The sequence below is a fragment of the Bacillus sp. NEAU-242-2 genome (assembly GCF_027853835.1).
Taxonomy (GTDB): domain Bacteria; phylum Bacillota; class Bacilli; order Bacillales; family Bacillaceae; genus Bacillus; species Bacillus velezensis.
The window spans coordinates 817,265-834,055 of record NZ_JAPNNY010000001.1 but is presented as its reverse complement, the minus strand read 5'-3'; the positions used below and the strand labels follow the sequence as shown (position 1 = coordinate 834,055).

Here is a 16,791-nt window from a genome sequence, read left to right as displayed (position 1 = left end):
TCATGTGTAAGATTTCACTCCGCAAAAAAACCAGAGGGCGAAGGAAGCCTCTCTGGTTTACGCGTAATACTGCCGGGTTATGTTTTTGACATATTGCTGTGTTTCCTTAAACGGCGGAATGCCTCCGTACCGATCTACGTTGCCGGGGCCTGCGTTGTAGGCGGCTAACGCGAGAGATACATTTCCGTCGTATTTCGTGAGCATCTGCTTTAAGTACTTTGTGCCGCCCTCAGCGTTCTGGACGGGATCGAGCGGGTTTGACACCCCGAGTGATTCTGCCGTGGAAGGCATGAGCTGCATCAGTCCCATTGCCCCCGCACCGCTGACAGCTTTCGGATTAAAGCCTGATTCCTGTTTAATAACCGCGCGGATCAGTTTTTCGTCCACTCCGTATTTTTCGGCTGCTTTCTGAATGGCGCTGTCTATTGAAAAGTTTCCGGTGCTGATGTCAGAAGCCGCATCCGGAGACTTTATGCCCGCGGAAGCTGCCGCGGAACCGGATGAAACGGGAATTCTCGGTGAATATGAAGCGTGAGCGGTCCGCACACCGTTTAAAATTCCCGATTCCGGCTGCTGCCGGACGGCTGTGTCCGTATACTGGCTGAGCAGCGCGCTGAAATTGGCAAGCGGGCTTTCTGAAGATTGTCCGCCTGAAGCCGTGTTTGTATGAGAGATTGATTGCAGCGCCATTGACTGCAGCTGGAGAAGGGCCGCCCAATTCGTTATATTCACTGTGTCATTCCACCTTTTTTTGTTTCTGTTCATAAAAACGCTGGATTTTATTTTTCGTGATCCGCTCTGGGATGCCGAATTGCTTGAGCAATTGTTCAAACGCCCGTTTTCCTTCATCCCAGTCAGCAGCCTCGAATTCCAATTCAAAGTCTTCTTTCTCTAAATATCGGCTGTGATCTAAAATGATTAAGCCTTTTTCTGATTCTTTTTCCGCGCGTGCGGTCGACAGCGTTCCGAAGCAGCAAATGTGTTCTGAACGGATTCCTAGACCGTCCAGCTGCCGTTTGACGGGGCCATCCGGAATCTTGAAGACGTCAAGATCCGGTGCCGCCGCAAGCTGTTGGTGCGTTTCCAGCAGACCGACCGCGGCAGGTTCTTTTAAAGTCAGAACGAACGAGCCGTCTTTTTCTCGGATGCGGAGTGCTGATTTTTTTTGTTTCAGGGAAAAATCTTTCGTGTCGAAATAATGATTGACCTGCTGTTTAAAATCATGTTCTTTCATGCAGAGTGCTTCACCCAGCTTCAGAAATTCTGATTTTGTCAGCAGGTTTTTGAATTCAATTTCTATTTCTTGGGTCATGACAGTCTTCCTTTCAGGACGAAAAAAATTGTATAATTCCCATTATCTCTTTAGAGGTTACGTTTATCAATATCGACCTTGATATGATAAAATAAATGCTGTACTTTGTTAAAAAAGGAGAACATTATGCAAAAGAGAATTGAAATCCAGAATGCATCATTAACAGAAGACGCGCTCCGCTTGAAGTGCGGAGAAGACTTAAGCGGAGCGGAACGCAAAGCCTCAGGTCAAATGCTTGTTGATTCCGATCACTTTGCTTTTGTATACATACTTGAATCAGCTGACTCTTTTGAATATGTCATTATAAAAGAACATGTCTGGCCGGATCTGAAAGAAGCCTTAGACCAAGGAAAACCGGCGGTCCTTGAGGCCGGCGGAAAAACGGTTGAACTTTCAGGGCTGCATGAAGAACTCGATTATCTTCTTGAAAATATTAAAGATAATGCAAACTACGGAGATATGGAAGAAAAAGTGAAAAACGTATTTCTTTAGAACAGGTTCGGAATTGGGGGATGTACGATGGATGACAAACAATGGGAGCAATTTCTAGCGCCATACCGCCAGGCTGTTGAAGAATTAAAGGTGAAGCTGAAAGGCGTCAGAACCCTTTATGAGTATGAAGATGACCACTCACCGATTGAGTTTGTGACAGGCCGCGTGAAGCCGGTGGCGAGCATACTTGAAAAAGCGAGACGAAAAAGCATACCGCTTCATCAGATTGAAACGATGCAGGATATCGCGGGGCTGCGTATTATGTGCCAATTTGTCGATGATATCCAGATCGTCAAAAATATGCTGTTTGCCAGAAAAGATTTTACCGTTGTCGATAAGCGGGATTACATAGCAGAGCATAAGGAAAGCGGATATCGGTCTTACCACCTTGTCGTTTTATATCCTTTACAAACAACGTCCGGTGAAAAGCACGTTCTTGTGGAGATACAGATTCGGACGCTTGCCATGAACTTTTGGGCAACCATTGAGCATTCACTGAATTACAAATACAGCGGGAACATTCCCGAAAAAGTGAAGCTGAGGCTGCAGCGGGCCTCAGAAGCCGCATCCCGGCTCGATGAAGAAATGTCAGAAATCCGCGGAGAAATCCAGGAAGCCCAAGCCGCGTTCTCGCGAAAGAAAAAAGCGGGAGACCGCCAGTAGGAAAGGAGGGGAATGGCATGAAATTTGCCGTTTCTTCAAAAGGAGACGAGGTTTCAGATACACTGAAAAGCAAAATACAGGCGTATTTACTCGATTTTGATATGACCTTGGATGAAAAAGAGCCGGAAATCGTTATTTCCGTCGGCGGTGACGGAACGCTTCTTTACGCATTTCACAGGTACAGCGACCGTCTTGATAAAACGGCGTTTGTCGGAGTTCACACGGGGCATTTGGGTTTTTATGCCGATTGGGTTCCGCAGGAGATAGAAAAGCTCGTTCTGGCCATTGCCAAAACGCCGTATCATACCGTGGAGTATCCCCTTCTTGAGGTGATTGTCACTTATCATGATGAAGAGCGTGAGGAGCGGTATCTGGCTTTGAACGAATGTACAATCAAAAGCATAGAAGGCAGTCTCGTCGCTGACGTGGAAATTAAAGGCCAGCTGTTTGAAACGTTCAGGGGAGACGGTTTATGTCTGTCCACGCCTTCCGGAAGCACGGCTTATAATAAGGCGTTAGGCGGCGCGATCATCCACCCTTCCATCAGGGCGATTCAGCTTGCGGAAATGGCATCCATCAACAACAGAGTGTTCAGGACTGTCGGCTCGCCGCTTTTGCTTCCCGATCATCATAACTGTGTCATCAAACCGAGAAACGACGTCGACTTTCAAGTCACAATTGATCATTTAACCTTGCTGCATAAGGATGTCAAGTCCATTCTATGCCGTGTGGCAAATGAAAAAGTCAGATTTGCAAGATTCCGCCCTTTTCCGTTTTGGAAAAGGGTGCAGGATTCCTTTATCGGAAAAGGCGAATAGAAAGAGGAAACGGATTGGACAACTTTTTTATCCAAAAGAACATGACTGCCCGGGAAGCCGGCATGACGGTAAAAGAATATACGGCGCAGCTCGGCATTTCAAAGCGGCTTCTCGCTGACATTAAATTCGGCGGGGGAGACCTGCTTGTGAACGGAGAGCATGTAACCGTCCGCACCGTGTTAGCGGAGGGAGACGTGCTTAAGATTGAATTTCCGAAGGAGCATGTGAGTGAAACGCTTTTGCCTGAGCCGGTTCCGCTTGATATTCTTTATGAAGATGACCATGTGCTTGTGGTCAATAAACAGCCGTATGTCTCCTCAATTCCATCAAGAGAACACCCGTCGGAAAGCATCGCTAACGGAGTGATCAGCCACTACCGAAAAAGCGGCGTGCCATCAACGGTTCATCTTGTCACCCGCCTTGACAGGGATACATCGGGGGCGATGCTCATCGCCAAACATCGGCTTTCCCATTCTCTTTTGTCGGCAGCGCAGAAAAAGGGGCTTGTCAGCAGGCGATATCTCGCTGTCGTACACGGGATCATGATGCAGAAGGAAGGAACGGTGGACGCGCCCATCGGAAGAAAACATGACAGTATTATTGAGCGGATGGTAACGCCGGATGGACAACGAGCGGTGACGCATTTTCAAACGGAAAAAGCGGGACATGCGTTTACGCTTGCAGCCCTGCGGCTGGAAACGGGGCGGACGCATCAAATCCGGGTGCACATGAGCTACCTCGGCCATCCGTTAGTCGGTGATACACTGTACGGCGGAAAAAATGAGGGAATTGCCCGGCAGGCTCTTCACAGTGAGCGGCTTTCATTCGTACACCCCATGACCGGAGAAACGCTCGTTTTTCACGCCCCGGTGCCTGACGATATGAAAACATTAATTGAACACATGTAAAGCCCGAACCGTTTATCGGTTTCGGGCTTTTTTCATGCCTGCCTGCCGTGATCCTCGCGAAATCGTGAAGCATCATAGGGCATTGAGCTTTCCACAGAGACGGTTTCATGCTCCGGAAATCGAAAGCCTGTCAGCTGATTGCCGAAGACGCAGCCTGTATCAATGTTGATCGTACGGTTGACGATCCGGGGGCGTTTTACCGGGGTATGGCCGTACACAACCCACGCTTTACCTTCATAGTCGGCAGCCCAGTCTCTTCTGACGGGTCTGCCGTCGGGATGCGTTTCACCCGTAATATCGCCGTACAGAACAAATTCTTTTACCTTACGCGAGTATTTACCGATATCGTCAGCTTTTATGCCGGCGTGGGCGACAACGAGATCGCCATTATGTAAAATGTCATAAAGCGGCGCTGACTCATATAATCGGATAAATTGTCCGGAGACTTCCGTTCTGTCGGCGGGAGACAGCTCTTTCAGTTCGGCTGCCGTCGTTTCCAGTCCGTGCATCACTTTTACGGGGTTTCCTTTTAAGTAACGATATAGTTTGTTGCAATGATTTCCCGGGACATAACGGACGGCTCCTTTTTCATATGCTTTTGCCACAAAACGCATCACTTCTACGGATTTTGGGCCTCTGTCCGTTAAATCCCCCGCAAAGACAAGCGTTCTGCCTTCAGAATGGACGGGCGTTCCGTCTTTCACTTCATATCCGAGCTTTTGCATTAAGGCGATCATTTCGTCATAACATCCGTGTATATCGCTGATGATGTCGTAAGCCATTCGTGTCAGCCTCCTTATTAACGGTTTTTTATTTATTATGGGGCTAATTCCTATACCTAATTACGCTGTTTTTGCACAAATTAAAAAAGAATTAAAGAAATAAAGCCTTATCACTTTTTTTTCGCGTTCAGCCTTGTTAGAATATGCGTTATGTTTTTAAAAAAAAGTAAGGTTTCGCCCGCTTAAAGCGGGCTTTTATAACCCTTGTTTTAAGGAGGTATTTACAAATGGAACACACATCAGTCGCATCTTTAGTCGTCGTTTTGATCGTCGCTTTTTTGACGCCGCTCCTTTTACATCGGTTTAAGCTCAGCATCCCCGTCGTCGTCGCGGAGATCATCATGGGGCTTATTATCGGAAAAAGCGGCCTGAATCTTGTCGTTCAGGGAGACACGTGGCTGGAGACGCTGTCTGTTCTCGGCTTTATCTTTTTAATGTTTTTAAGCGGCTTGGAAATTGATTTTTCTTCATTTGAGAAAGGGAAGAAAAAACAATTCCTTTCGAACGGCAAGGAAGCGCCCAACACGTTTTCTGCCGCACTGATTATCTTTTTCGGCATCTTTATTTTATCATTGCTGCTGTCCTATGCCTTTGTATTAGCCGGTTTTATACAAAACGCATTTTTAATGACGCTTATTATTTCGACGATATCACTCGGTGTGGTGGTCCCGACTTTAAAAGAAGAACGGATCATGAACTCCAATATCGGCCAGATTATCCTGCTTGTCGCCGTTATCGCGGACTTGGCTACAATGATTCTGCTCGCTTTCTTCTCTTCTCTTTACGGAGAAGACAGCGGAAATATGTGGCTTCTGTTGATTCTCTTTGCCGCGGGGGTCGTGCTGTATTTCTTCGGCAGGATCTTTAAACACCGTTCATTTGTGCAGTCGATGTCTAAAGGCACTGTGCAGATCGGCACGAGAGCCATTTTCACACTGATTATCGTGCTTGTCGCTTTATCGGAATCTCTCGGGGCGGAAAATATTCTCGGCGCGTTTTTGGCAGGCGTTCTGGTATCGCTTCTGTCTCCGAATAAAGAAATGGTGGAACAGCTGGATTCCTTCGGCTACGGGTTTTTAATTCCGATCTTTTTCGTCATGGTCGGGGTGAAATTGGACATTTGGACGCTTTTCCAAGATCCGAAAACATTAACGATGATTCCGCTTCTTCTGCTTGCGCTGTTTATCAGCAAAATGTTCCCGGTGTTTTATTTAACGAAATGGTACGACAAAAGAACCGTGTTTGCTTCGGGCTTTTTGCTGACGTCCACGCTGTCGCTTGTTATCGCGGCGGCTACGATCGGAGAAAGGCTCCACATTATCAGCGCCAATATGTCCGGCGCGCTGACTTTAGTTGCGGTTATTGCCAGCATCATCACGCCGATCGGCTTTAAGAAATTATTCAAACGGCAAAGCGCGCCGCAGGAAAAAAAGCGCATTACATTTATCGGCGCCAATCAAATGACGCTCCCGGTTACGCTGGAATTGCCAGAGGAGGAATATGAAGTACGGGTCGTCCATGTGTATCAGGAAAATGCCGGGGAAACGCTTGCGGAATCCGTTTTTTCAGTTGACACGATTTCTGATTACGAGCCCGGCACGCTTGAGTCGCACGGTATTTTTAAAACGGATATTCTTGTCGTGGCGACGGGAAATGAAGATGTGAACGCTGAAATCGCCTTACTAGCGAAAGAGAAAGGGACTGAGCGTATCATCGCAAGCGTCGGCTCGGTTGAGCATGAAACAAAACTGAAAGAAGAGGGCATCAGTATTTTTTCTATCCTTATGTCTACAAAAACGCTGCTGCGCGCGTTAATTGAGGCGCCGGGCGTGATGAGCCTCCTGACGAATGAGGAGTCTTCGTTATATCAGATCAATCTGGAAAACCCGGCGTATAACGGCATCATTCTGCGGGAATTTCCGCTGATGGGCGATGTGATTTTCGTCCGGATTTTCAGAGGTGTGGACAGCATCGTTCCGCACGGAGACACGCGGCTGAAAACAGGAGACCGTCTCATCGTCACGGGCTCGCGCAACTACGTGTCGGAACTGAGAAAAATCCTTGAAGCTTGACCAAATTGCAATTCGTGATAATATAGAAGGCATAACAAATAAATCATTAATCGTATGACCACTAGGGGTGTCCTTCATAAGGGCTGAGATAAAAGTGAGACTTTTAGACCCTCATAACTTGAACAGGTTCAGACCTGCGTAGGGAAGTGGAGCGGTATTTTTTTGGGGTTCCTTTTATCCATTTAAATTCCAAACCACTTTTCCGATGCGGGAAAGTGGTTTTTTTATTTTATCAGGGGGGAAGACATGATGACATTTTCTGAAGAATGCAGACAGGCGGCTGCCGAATGGTGGGACGGAAGTTTTGTTCATCCGTTTGTAACGGGAATCGGTGACGGAAGCCTGCCGATTGACCGTTTCAGCTATTACGTGCTGCAAGATTCCTACTATTTGACGCATTTTGCAAAAGTTCAGGCGTTCGGCGCCGCATATGCCGAAGACTTGTTTACGACGGGCAGGATGGCGGGCCACGCTCAAGGGACATATGAAGCGGAAATGGCGCTGCACCGCGAGTTTACGGAGCTTTTAGGAATTACGGAAGAAGAGCGTGCGGCATTTAAACCGGCACCGACCGCCTATTCTTATACGTCTCATATGTACAGATCGGTGATGAGCGGCAATTTTGGAGAAATATTAGCTGCGCTTCTGCCCTGTTATTGGCTTTATTATGAAGTCGGCGAACACTTAAAAGAGTGCAAACCGGAGCATCCGATTTATGAAAAATGGATCGGTACATACGGCGGAGACTGGTTCAGACAGCAGGTCGAAGAACAGATCAGCCGTTTTGATGAGATTGCTGAAAACAGCACAGAGGAAATCCGCGCAAAAATGAAAGAGAATTTTGTGATTTCAAGCTATTATGAATATCAATTTTGGGGAATGGCTTATCAAAAAGAAGGCTGGTCCGAGAAGGACGGAAAAGAGGTGGAATCCTTTGGAGCTGCACGCGGTAACTGATAATCGCAAACCCGTTGCCGAGCTGGCCGAGGATATTCTATCGATTCAGCGCGAAGTGAGCTTTATCCATATCCGTGAGCGGGATAAAACAGCGGGAGAGATCATGCAGCTTTTGTCCCTTTTGAAAAAGGGCGGTGCGGATAAGGACAAATTGATCATCAATGACAGGGCGGATATCGCGCTTTTTGCCAACATACACCGTGTTCAGCTTCCGTCCCGCAGCTTTTCCGTAAAACAGGTGCGAAGCAGATTTCCCCATCTTCATATCGGACGTTCGGTTCATTCGCTGGAAGAAGCCATCCAAGCTGAAAAGGAAGATGCGGATTATGTGGTGTTCGGCCATATATTTGAAACCGAATGTAAACAAGGACTTGAAGCAAGAGGCATCAGCCTGCTTTCAGAGATCAAACGCACGCTTTCCATCCCCGTTATCGCAATCGGCGGAATGACACTGCAGACGATCGGACACACAAAGCAGGCGAAGCCGGACGGAATTGCCGTCATGTCAGGCATTTTCTCAGCTGAAAATCCTGAGGAGGCGGCAAAACGGTATGCACGCGCGGTAAGGGAGGCCGATTATGAAGAAACACTATGATACGGCGGTGATCGGCGGCGGAATTATCGGGTGCGCCATTTCTTATGAGCTGGCGAAGACGCAGCAGAACGTTGTCTTGTTTGAAGGCGGAGAAGTCGGCCGAAAAACGACAAGCGCTGCCGCGGGAATGCTGGGCGCTCATGCGGAATGTGAAAAACGGGATGCGTTTTTTGATTTTGCCATGCACAGTCAAAGGCTGTATGAAGCGGCGGGGCAAGAGCTTGAGGAAGCTTGCGGCATTGACATCAGGCGCCATAACGGCGGAATGCTTAAACTGGCGTGTACCGAAGAAGATATCGCCCGTTTACGGAAGATGGATGATCTGCCTTCCGTCACTTGGCTTTCAGCGGAAGATGCCCTTGAAAAAGAGCCTTACGCTTCAAAAGACATTCTCGGTGCCAGTTTTATAAAAGACGATGTCCATGTCGAACCGTACTATGTTTGCAAAGCGTATGCAAAAGGGGCGCGGCGCTATGGCGCTCACATATATGAGCATACACAAGTCACCTCCGTAAAACGGGTGAACGGAGAATATTGCATCACAACGTCCGGCGGGGATGTTTATGCTGACAAAGTCGCAGTTGCAAGCGGTGTATGGAGCGGCCGGTTTTTCAGCCAGCTCGGCTTGGGACAGCCTTTTTTTCCTGTGAAAGGAGAATGCCTTTCCGTGTGGAATGACGATACCCCGCTGACCAAAACCCTTTACCATGATCATTGTTATGTCGTCCCGAGAAAAAGCGGCCGGCTTGTCATCGGCGCCACGATGAAACAGGGTGACTGGAGCGATACGCCTGACATCGGAGGAATTGAGGCCGTCATTGCAAAAGCGAAAACCATGCTTCCCGCCATCGAACATATGAAAATAGATCGGTTTTGGGCGGGGCTCAGGCCGGGAACAAAAGACGGCAAGCCGTTTATCGGGCGGCATCCTGAAGACAGCGGCATCATCTTCGCCGCCGGCCATTTTCGGAACGGCATCCTGTTGGCGCCGGCAACGGCTGTAATGGTGCGGGATATGATCTTGGGGCAACAAGTCAAACGGGAATGGGAAGAAGCGTTTCGAATCGATCGCAAGGAGGCTGTTCATATATGATCCTTCAGCTGAACGGAAAACAAATTGATTGGAATCGAAAAGAGGGGACGGTTCAGGATTTGCTTGAATCGTACCAGCTTGATCAAAGAATCGTAGTTGTGGAGAGAAATAAAGAAATCATTGAAAAAAAGAATTATGAAAATACAAGTTTGTGTGACCGCGATGTCATAGAAATTGTCCATTTTGTAGGAGGCGGATGAGGATGTTAACAATAGGCGGAAAACAGTTTCGGTCAAGATTGCTGTTAGGAACGGGAAAATATCCGAGTTTTGAGATTCAGAAAGAGGCGGTGGCCTTCTCGGAATCAGATATTTTAACCTTTGCGGTGCGGCGGATGAACATCTTTGAAGAGTCTCAGCCTAACTTTCTCGAACAGCTTGACTTGTCTAAATACACGCTTCTGCCGAATACGGCCGGCGCCGCAACGGCTGAAGAGGCGGTCCGAATCGCAAGGCTTGCCAAAGCTTCAGGGCTTTGTGACATGATAAAAGTAGAAGTCATCGGATGCAGCCGGTCACTTTTGCCTGATCCGGTTGAAACGCTGAAAGCATCAGAACAGCTGCTCGAAGAGGGATTTATCGTGCTTCCGTATACGTCAGACGATGTCGTGCTCGCAAGACGTCTTGAGGAGCTCGGAGTGCATGCCATTATGCCGGGCGCTTCGCCGATCGGTTCCGGTCAGGGAATTTTAAATCCGCTGAATCTTTCTTTTATCATTGAACAGGCGAAGGTGCCGGTCATTGTCGATGCCGGCGTCGGATCTTCAAAAGACGCCGCCTACGCGATGGAGCTCGGGGCTGACGGCGTGCTGTTAAATACCGCTGTATCAGGCGCTGATGATCCGGTCAAAATGGCCCGGGCGATGAAGCTTGCCGTAGAAGCGGGCCGTCTTTCTTATGAAGCCGGGAGAATTCCGGTGAAAGATTACGGAACTGCAAGCAGTCCGCGAGACGGTCTTCCGGTATGACGGACAGATATTCCAGACAGGAGCTGTTTCAGCCGATCGGTCCCTCCGGCCAAGAGAAGCTCCGGTCATCTCATGCCGTGATTATCGGCGCGGGTGCGCTTGGGACGGCAAGTGCGGAGATGCTTGTCAGAGCAGGGGTCGGGAAGGTAACGATCGCTGACAGAGATTATGTGGAGTGGAGTAATCTCCAGCGCCAGCAACTTTATACCGAAGACGATGTCAGACAGGAAATGCCGAAAGCCGCGGCGGCTGAAAAACGGCTTCGATCTATAAATAGCGATGTAGAGGTCGAGGGATTTGTCATGGATGTCACTGCGGAAAACGCACCCGGATTGATTCGTGATGCCTCCCTCATCGTGGATGCCGCCGACAACTTTGAAACGAGACTGATTGTGAATGATGCGGCTGTGCAGAAAGGAATTCCCTTTCTGTACGGCGCCTGTGTCGGCAGCTACGGGCTCTCTTTTACCGTCATTCCCGGTGTCACGCCGTGCCTTCACTGTCTGCTTGAGACATTGCCCTTAGGCGGTATGACATGCGATACGGCGGGAATCATCAGCCCGGCTGTATTGCAGACGGCCGTTTTTCAGGCAGCAGATGCGCTGAAGCTGTTAACGGGCGGATCTATCGAGCATGTTCTCCGTTCCTTTGATTTATGGAAAAATGAACGGTCAGAAATAAACGTCGCCCGTCTTAAGTCGGCTGATTGTCCAAGCTGCGGCACAAACGATTTTCCGTTTTTATCCTATGAAAATCAGACAAAAGCGGCGGTTCTGTGCGGACGGAACACGGTGCAGATCAGAACGGGGATTTCCGAACAGTTTGATCTGCAAAACCTTGCGGGACAGCTCAGACGGGCAGGGCTTGATGTTTCAGCCAACCCGTATTTAATTTCGTTTTGCACAGACAATTTCAAGATGGTACTGTTTCGTGACGGCAGAGCATTAATACACGGCACAAGTGATATCAGCAGAGCGAAATCCTTTTATCATAAATGGATCGGATAATGCGAAAGGAGCGAAAAACATCATGAGCATATGCAAAGCATTGACGATTGCCGGATCAGATTCAGGAGGCGGCGCCGGTATACAGGCGGATCTCAAAACCTTTCAGGAGCTCGGCGTTTTCGGGATGTCAGCCATTACAGCGGTAACCGCCCAGAACACGTTGGGCGTTCACGGCATTTATCCGCTCACCCGGGAGGCGCTGGGCAGCCAGATTGACGCGGTGGCGGAAGATTTGCGGCCTGACGCTGTAAAAACGGGAATGCTGTGGAGCGCGGAAATGATTGCGGAAATTGCGGAAAAAACGGATCAGTACGGGCTTGATCATCTCATCACCGATCCCGTCATGATTGCCAAAGGAGGCGCTTCCCTGCTGCGTGAGGAATCTCAGGCCGCGTTAAAAGAGCTGTTAATTCCGCGCAGCTATGCGGTGACGCCGAATGTTCCGGAAGCTGAGGTATTGACGGGGATGGAAATCCGCACGTTTGAGGACCGGAAAAAAGCGGCAGAACGCCTTTGCAAGCTTGGGGCAAAGCATGTCATCATAAAAGGCGGACATCAGCCTGAACAGGGGAGAATCGTTGATTTATTATTTGACGGTTCGTCTTTTACCCAAATCAGCCACGCTTATATTGACACGAAACACACCCACGGAACAGGCTGCACGTTCGCAGCCGCGCTGACGGCGGAAACGGCAAAGGGGAAAAACATTCAGACCGCGTTTGAGACAGCCGTCAATTTTGTGCGGGAAGCCGTGGAACATACGCTCGGCATCGGAGCGGGACACGGCCCGACCAATCATTTTGCCTTTAAAAGGAACAGTCTGCAGACGAGATAAAAAAGAGGCCGCGTCAACATCCGCGGTCTTTTTCCCATGCTTTCAATCTGGACAAGGTTATGATATGATAAAAATTAAGATCAGGTACTAAAACTATGTCTTTAAGACGATTACAGGAGGCTTTATACATATGAATTTCTCACTTGAAGGCCGCAACATCGTTGTGATGGGCGTTGCCAATAAACGCAGTATCGCATGGGGAATCGCCCGTTCGCTGCATGAAGCCGGAGCGCGCCTCATTTTCACTTACGCGGGAGAGCGCTTGGAAAAATCAGTTCATGACCTTGCGGCTACATTAGAAAGAAATGATTCCATCATCCTTCCGTGTGATGTGACAAATGACGCTGAGATCGAAACTTGCTTTGCAAGCATTAAAGAGCAGGTCGGCGTGATTCACGGCATCGCGCACTGCATCGCGTTCGCAAACAAAGAAGAGCTTGTCGGCGAATATTTAAATACGAACCGCGAAGGATTCCTGCTTGCGCATAACATCAGTTCTTACTCTCTGACAGCGGTCGCAAAAGCGGCGCGTCCGATTATGACTGAAGGCGGAAGCATCGTTACACTCACTTACCTCGGCGGAGAGCGCGTCGTTTCAAACTATAACGTAATGGGTGTGGCAAAAGCGTCTCTTGATGCGAGCGTGAGATATTTAGCCGCTGACTTAGGAAAAGAAAACATCCGCGTCAACAGCATTTCAGCAGGGCCGATCCGTACGCTGTCTGCAAAAGGAATCAGTGATTTCAACTCTATCCTGAAAGAAATTGAAGAGCGCGCGCCGCTGCGCCGCACGACAACACCTGAAGAAGTGGGCGACACGGCTGCATTCTTGTTCAGTGACCTGTCAAGAGGCATCACGGGCGAAAATCTTCACGTGGATTCAGGATTCCATATTACCGCACGTTAAATAACAAGCAGTCCCTTTCAGGGATTGCTTTTTTCTTTCTTCTGATTTTAATCATTCCGTCATATAAATAAAACATGACAGAATCGGAGGGATGAAGATGTCAAAACAAAACAGAAACGCGGAAAAAAAACCGCTCATGTATATTGTTCAGGCGGATTATTCAGACACGCAATCATCAATGCAGGACATATTAATCAAAAAAAGGAAAGCGCCGCAGCCGCCGGAAGAAGAGCCGATGCATGGAAAGCGGGAGGAAGAATGTAAAACTCAGCCTGAAGGAGCAGTGGCTGTCGAACCAGAAAAGCAAGTACCTGAACAGCACAGCCGCTCAGAAGAAGCCGTTCAAGAAGTTCCGGCGCAAGCGGAGCAGGACACTGCCAAGCCTGACGCCGCTAAAAAAGAGCCTGATGCCGCTGAAAAAGAGCCTGAAGCGGTTCACAATGCCGCCCCAGAGGAAAAGGTTCCGCCAAAACGCGTGAAAAAGCCGATGAGCAGAATGTCCATTCTTGAAAAAATTGATTTCTTAACGAAGCTGCCGCATAATATGCCGCGGACCCTTTGTCTGATAGAAGCCAACGGAAAAACCTACAGAGGCGTAATCGTCGGCAGAAAAAATAATGCGATCTTCCTGCGGACGACAAGCAACGGAGCGCCGGCAGAACTCGCAATAGACGATATCACCTCGCTGCATCCGCTTGGATTTTAACCATACAAAAAGCTGCCTGAATTCTTTAATCCGGCAGCTTATTTTTATGCTTTTTGATTTAAGAATGTGTGCGGTTGATCAGTCTCGGGTTCAGGCAATTGATGGCGCAGAAGCTATTAAGATCGACTTCAACGCAATAGTTCGTTTTTTCTAAACGGAATACATCGCAGAGAGAGTCTTTATCTGTAAAATCAAGAATGTGTTTATGCTCATCAAAAGCAATAAGCAGGCTTAATGTGGCACAGCCGTCACAGACCCTTTCAACTCTGAAAAAAACGGTATTAAAACACGGACCGTTATCCAGCTCGCCGACGTTTCCGAATGCGGTGAACGGTTTCGATTTTGAGGTGAAGATGGCGAACGGCACTGTATTGCCTAATGTATAAGCCGGAGATAAAAGGTTAGAATAACAGCCTGTCGGGCAATCTTCTTCGACCGCATTTTGCAGGTCTTCAATATTTTCTACCGCTTCACGCACACAGTATGTTGTTTTCTGGTTCATAATATCCCTCCTGCCTTAACGTTTTAAATGGGACCGGATTAAACGATATCGGAGAGTCAGCCGCCCGGAAGTCCGGGCGGGCTGATGATTGCATCTGTAATAGAAGATTGGAAGGGGATTCTCTTTAGAAAAGATGCGAATCAATGACTATCCGTGATGCTTTTTCTCTTTGTGCGGCTCAGGCCGGTTAACAAGCTCCGGTGAAAGGCACTGAATGGCGCTGAAGCAGCTCAGATCAACTTCAATGCAAAATTCTGTTTTTTCTAAACCGAAGAAATCAGGATCACAAGGATGGCAGACGCTGAGGGTGTCGCCGTGCACATCTACGGGGCGCAATACTGACAGCGTCGCGCAGCAATCGCATAGTCTTTCTACACGAAAGAAAATGGACTCAAAGCACTGGCTGTCATCCGCAAATCCTCCGACGTTCCCGAATGTGGAGAACAATCCGCCTTTTTTATCAAATACGAGAAACGGAATGGTGTCTTTACCTGCAATCGTCGGGCTCAAAAGATTCGTATAGCATCCAGTCGGGCATTGTTCTTCAACAGCCTCTTGTTCTGCTAAAATCTTCTCGACTGCATCGCATACACAACTTTCATCTCGGCCATGGTGTTTTCCGCAGCTCATGGATTTCAGCTCCTTCTTTTAGGGTATTTGACTTTTGTCTTTAACAACATATGTACGCGAGCCTCACTTGGTGTGGGTGAACGTCTATATATTCATCATATGCGGAGAAAATAAGAAAAAGCAGAGCATTTTTAGCTCTGCTTTTTCTTTTTAGAGGACGAGGGTGATGACTAAGACAGCAATCAGTAAATTTGTGGCTGTTGAGATCAACACTGCGATATCGGCATCTACTGTTGTCACGTTTACGCCGCGGGAGTTTTCGATGAGCAGTTTTTGACGGTTGATTTGTTTGTTAGCTGTTAGCTGCAATAAGTCTTGTGCGACCAATTCGGCGATGACTCCGTCAGCAATTGAAGTGAGAGTGGCCGTTACGACTGCTGCATTAATCGCTGTCATGACTGAAGCGACTGCTTGAACGTCTGTTGACGTCACGTTAATATCACAAGAGTCTCTGATAATAATCGCTTCTTCAGAAACTTGTTTGTTGAGATTCGCCTGAGCCAGGTCTTGGTCAAGGAAGGCATTATCTTCGCCAAATCCATGTCCGTTACAGCAAACATTACATCTTCTTCCTTCTTTTTCTTCTTTTTCTTCTCGCGGATGTTCGCATTCAGGATCAAGTGCAACCCAAGAGTATGGTCTGCTTTCCATATCTATTCCTCCTTTTCTTTTACTATTATTAAATGAGCCGGCCTCTTATTTTGACTCAGGCATCTATCCTGATAAAAATCACTATTTTTTAGTTATTGACCGGGATTTTGGCGTCTTTGCCGGAGCTGTTCGATTAATTGTTCTCTGCGGGTTTGCGGATTTGTCTGCTGTTCTTGCGCTTTTTCCTGCTCTTTTTTCTGTTTCTGGCTTTCAAGAAAAGCTTCTGTTTTTGCCTGCATGTCTTTGACTAATGCGATCAGCATTTCTTTTTCTTCATCAGGTATTTCCCGCATTTTATCCTTTGTCACGCCGTGTTTTTTGAAGACATTGCTGACAAGCACCTTTAAAAGCGGATCCACTTCTGGTAGATTTTCGAGTTCTTTTTTTAATTTTTCGTTATCTGCCATTTGTTCTCACCTCTATTTAAATATTTGAAAAGAAAGGTTAAAGGATGTCTAGTTCAGCAAAAAGTATATTTAATAATTGAAACAAAATTTGTACAAAGGCCATGATATCGTCTGCTGTCAGTGTGATTTTAATATTGCGGCTGTTCAGGACTTGAATGACGGTCCTCTTTTTTATTTGGCAATCATCCAGGATCAGCAGTTCGGTTGCGATTTGGTCGGCTGTGTCTTCATCTGCGATCGCGAGCTGTGTCGCGAGGATAATCGCCGTAGTAACTGAGGCTTGTATAGAAAGAGCGGCCGTTATATGTGTTGTATCTATTGTGACATTTTCGCAATCAATCACTTCGATCGTCTGCTCGAATTCGTTGGATAATTGTTCGTATATTTGCGGTTGCAGTGTTTCGACTTTTTCTTCAAACGACATAACCTTCACTCCTTTCTCATTCATACTCTATATAATGCAAATGAAACGCCGAGCGGAATAAGA

General features: G+C 47.7%; 22 protein-coding genes and 1 riboswitch. Of the genes, 14 read left to right on the top strand and 8 right to left on the bottom strand.

Going from position 1 to position 16,791, the window contains the following annotated elements; translation table 11 throughout:
- Positions 1-57: 57 nt before the first annotated feature.
- Entirely contained in the window at positions 58-732 is a 675-nt protein-coding gene (locus OWN49_RS03520; RefSeq protein ID WP_077722057.1) for a lytic transglycosylase domain-containing protein, read from the bottom strand.
- 4 nt (positions 733-736) lie between these two features.
- Positions 737-1,312, bottom strand: a complete 576-nt coding sequence (locus OWN49_RS03515; protein ID WP_077722058.1) for a CYTH domain-containing protein — start codon at positions 1,310-1,312, stop codon at positions 737-739.
- A gap of 126 nt (positions 1,313-1,438) precedes the next feature.
- Between OWN49_RS03515 and OWN49_RS03510 the strand changes: the two genes are divergently transcribed.
- From OWN49_RS03510 to OWN49_RS03495, 4 genes are read left to right on the top strand one after another with little or no spacing between them, the layout of a single operon-like run.
- Entirely contained in the window at positions 1,439-1,804 is a 366-nt protein-coding gene (locus tag OWN49_RS03510; protein WP_070081630.1) for a hypothetical protein, read from the top strand.
- A 27-nt stretch (positions 1,805-1,831) separates the two neighbouring features.
- Positions 1,832-2,467, top strand: coding sequence for a GTP diphosphokinase (gene yjbM, locus OWN49_RS03505; protein ID WP_003155019.1), 636 nt, complete (start codon positions 1,832-1,834; stop codon positions 2,465-2,467).
- A gap of 17 nt (positions 2,468-2,484) precedes the next feature.
- On the top strand, positions 2,485-3,285 hold the full coding sequence (locus OWN49_RS03500) for an NAD kinase (RefSeq protein WP_003155018.1): 801 nt from the start codon (positions 2,485-2,487) through the stop codon (positions 3,283-3,285).
- A gap of 14 nt (positions 3,286-3,299) precedes the next feature.
- A complete protein-coding gene (locus tag OWN49_RS03495; RefSeq protein WP_077722059.1) occupies positions 3,300-4,193 on the top strand; it encodes an RluA family pseudouridine synthase in 894 nt (297 codons plus the stop codon).
- A gap of 32 nt (positions 4,194-4,225) precedes the next feature.
- Here the strand turns inward: OWN49_RS03495 and prpE are convergent, their stop codons facing one another.
- Positions 4,226-4,975, bottom strand: a complete 750-nt coding sequence (gene prpE, locus OWN49_RS03490) for a bis(5'-nucleosyl)-tetraphosphatase PrpE (protein ID WP_077722060.1) — start codon at positions 4,973-4,975, stop codon at positions 4,226-4,228.
- A 227-nt stretch (positions 4,976-5,202) separates the two neighbouring features.
- Between prpE and OWN49_RS03485 the strand changes: the two genes are divergently transcribed.
- The 10 genes from OWN49_RS03485 to OWN49_RS03440 all read left to right on the top strand — a co-directional run bounded on the left by OWN49_RS03485 (position 5,203) and on the right by OWN49_RS03440 (position 14,114).
- The gene (locus OWN49_RS03485; protein WP_077722061.1) at positions 5,203-7,047 is read left to right on the top strand and encodes a monovalent cation:proton antiporter family protein; all 1,845 of its coding nucleotides are present in this window, start codon (positions 5,203-5,205) and stop codon (positions 7,045-7,047) included.
- Positions 7,048-7,100: 53 nt separating this feature from the next.
- Positions 7,101-7,209: riboswitch (TPP riboswitch) on the top strand.
- An 87-nt stretch (positions 7,210-7,296) separates the two neighbouring features.
- Positions 7,297-8,004: a thiaminase II gene (tenA, locus tag OWN49_RS03480; RefSeq protein ID WP_003155011.1), complete on the top strand. Its 708-nt coding sequence runs from the start codon at positions 7,297-7,299 to the stop codon at positions 8,002-8,004.
- Complete coding sequence (tenI, locus tag OWN49_RS03475; RefSeq protein ID WP_061890947.1) at positions 7,982-8,599, top strand: thiazole tautomerase TenI; 618 nt, start codon at positions 7,982-7,984, stop codon at positions 8,597-8,599. Before tenA ends, tenI begins: the two co-directional genes overlap by 23 nt.
- A complete protein-coding gene (gene thiO, locus OWN49_RS03470) occupies positions 8,583-9,692 on the top strand; it encodes a glycine oxidase ThiO (protein ID WP_176283256.1) in 1,110 nt (369 codons plus the stop codon). Before tenI ends, thiO begins: the two co-directional genes overlap by 17 nt.
- The gene (thiS, locus tag OWN49_RS03465) at positions 9,689-9,892 is read left to right on the top strand and encodes a sulfur carrier protein ThiS (RefSeq protein ID WP_003155008.1); all 204 of its coding nucleotides are present in this window, start codon (positions 9,689-9,691) and stop codon (positions 9,890-9,892) included. Before thiO ends, thiS begins: the two co-directional genes overlap by 4 nt.
- The gene (gene thiG, locus OWN49_RS03460; RefSeq protein ID WP_176283257.1) at positions 9,889-10,659 is read left to right on the top strand and encodes a thiazole synthase; all 771 of its coding nucleotides are present in this window, start codon (positions 9,889-9,891) and stop codon (positions 10,657-10,659) included. The genes thiS and thiG overlap by 4 nt, the downstream gene beginning before the upstream one ends.
- A complete protein-coding gene (thiF, locus tag OWN49_RS03455; RefSeq protein ID WP_014304797.1) occupies positions 10,656-11,666 on the top strand; it encodes a thiazole biosynthesis adenylyltransferase ThiF in 1,011 nt (336 codons plus the stop codon). Before thiG ends, thiF begins: the two co-directional genes overlap by 4 nt.
- 22 nt (positions 11,667-11,688) lie before the next feature.
- Entirely contained in the window at positions 11,689-12,501 is an 813-nt protein-coding gene (thiD, locus tag OWN49_RS03450; protein WP_070081636.1) for a bifunctional hydroxymethylpyrimidine kinase/phosphomethylpyrimidine kinase, read from the top strand.
- 130 nt (positions 12,502-12,631) lie between these two features.
- Positions 12,632-13,408 (top strand): enoyl-ACP reductase FabI, encoded by a 777-nt coding sequence (fabI, locus tag OWN49_RS03445; protein ID WP_003155001.1) that lies wholly within the window; start codon positions 12,632-12,634, stop codon positions 13,406-13,408.
- Positions 13,409-13,505: 97 nt separating this feature from the next.
- Positions 13,506-14,114: a CotO family spore coat protein gene (locus tag OWN49_RS03440; protein WP_070081637.1), complete on the top strand. Its 609-nt coding sequence runs from the start codon at positions 13,506-13,508 to the stop codon at positions 14,112-14,114.
- A 58-nt stretch (positions 14,115-14,172) separates the two neighbouring features.
- Here the strand turns inward: OWN49_RS03440 and cotZ are convergent, their stop codons facing one another.
- The 5 genes from cotZ to OWN49_RS03415 form a co-directional block, all read right to left on the bottom strand.
- Positions 14,173-14,616, bottom strand: a complete 444-nt coding sequence (gene cotZ / locus OWN49_RS03435; RefSeq protein WP_061890539.1) for a spore coat protein CotZ — start codon at positions 14,614-14,616, stop codon at positions 14,173-14,175.
- Positions 14,617-14,763: 147 nt separating this feature from the next.
- Positions 14,764-15,246, bottom strand: a complete 483-nt coding sequence (gene cotY / locus OWN49_RS03430) for a spore coat protein CotY (protein ID WP_061890540.1) — start codon at positions 15,244-15,246, stop codon at positions 14,764-14,766.
- Positions 15,247-15,396: 150 nt separating this feature from the next.
- Complete coding sequence (locus OWN49_RS03425) at positions 15,397-15,897, bottom strand: spore coat protein (RefSeq protein WP_044802820.1); 501 nt, start codon at positions 15,895-15,897, stop codon at positions 15,397-15,399.
- Between the two features lie 92 nt (positions 15,898-15,989).
- Positions 15,990-16,304, bottom strand: a complete 315-nt coding sequence (locus OWN49_RS03420; RefSeq protein WP_003154993.1) for a hypothetical protein — start codon at positions 16,302-16,304, stop codon at positions 15,990-15,992.
- A 37-nt stretch (positions 16,305-16,341) separates the two neighbouring features.
- Positions 16,342-16,728 carry a spore coat protein gene (locus tag OWN49_RS03415; protein ID WP_003154992.1) on the bottom strand — a complete coding sequence of 129 codons (387 nt, stop codon included), beginning with the start codon at positions 16,726-16,728 and terminating at the stop codon, positions 16,342-16,344.
- Positions 16,729-16,791: the final 63 nt, after the last annotated feature.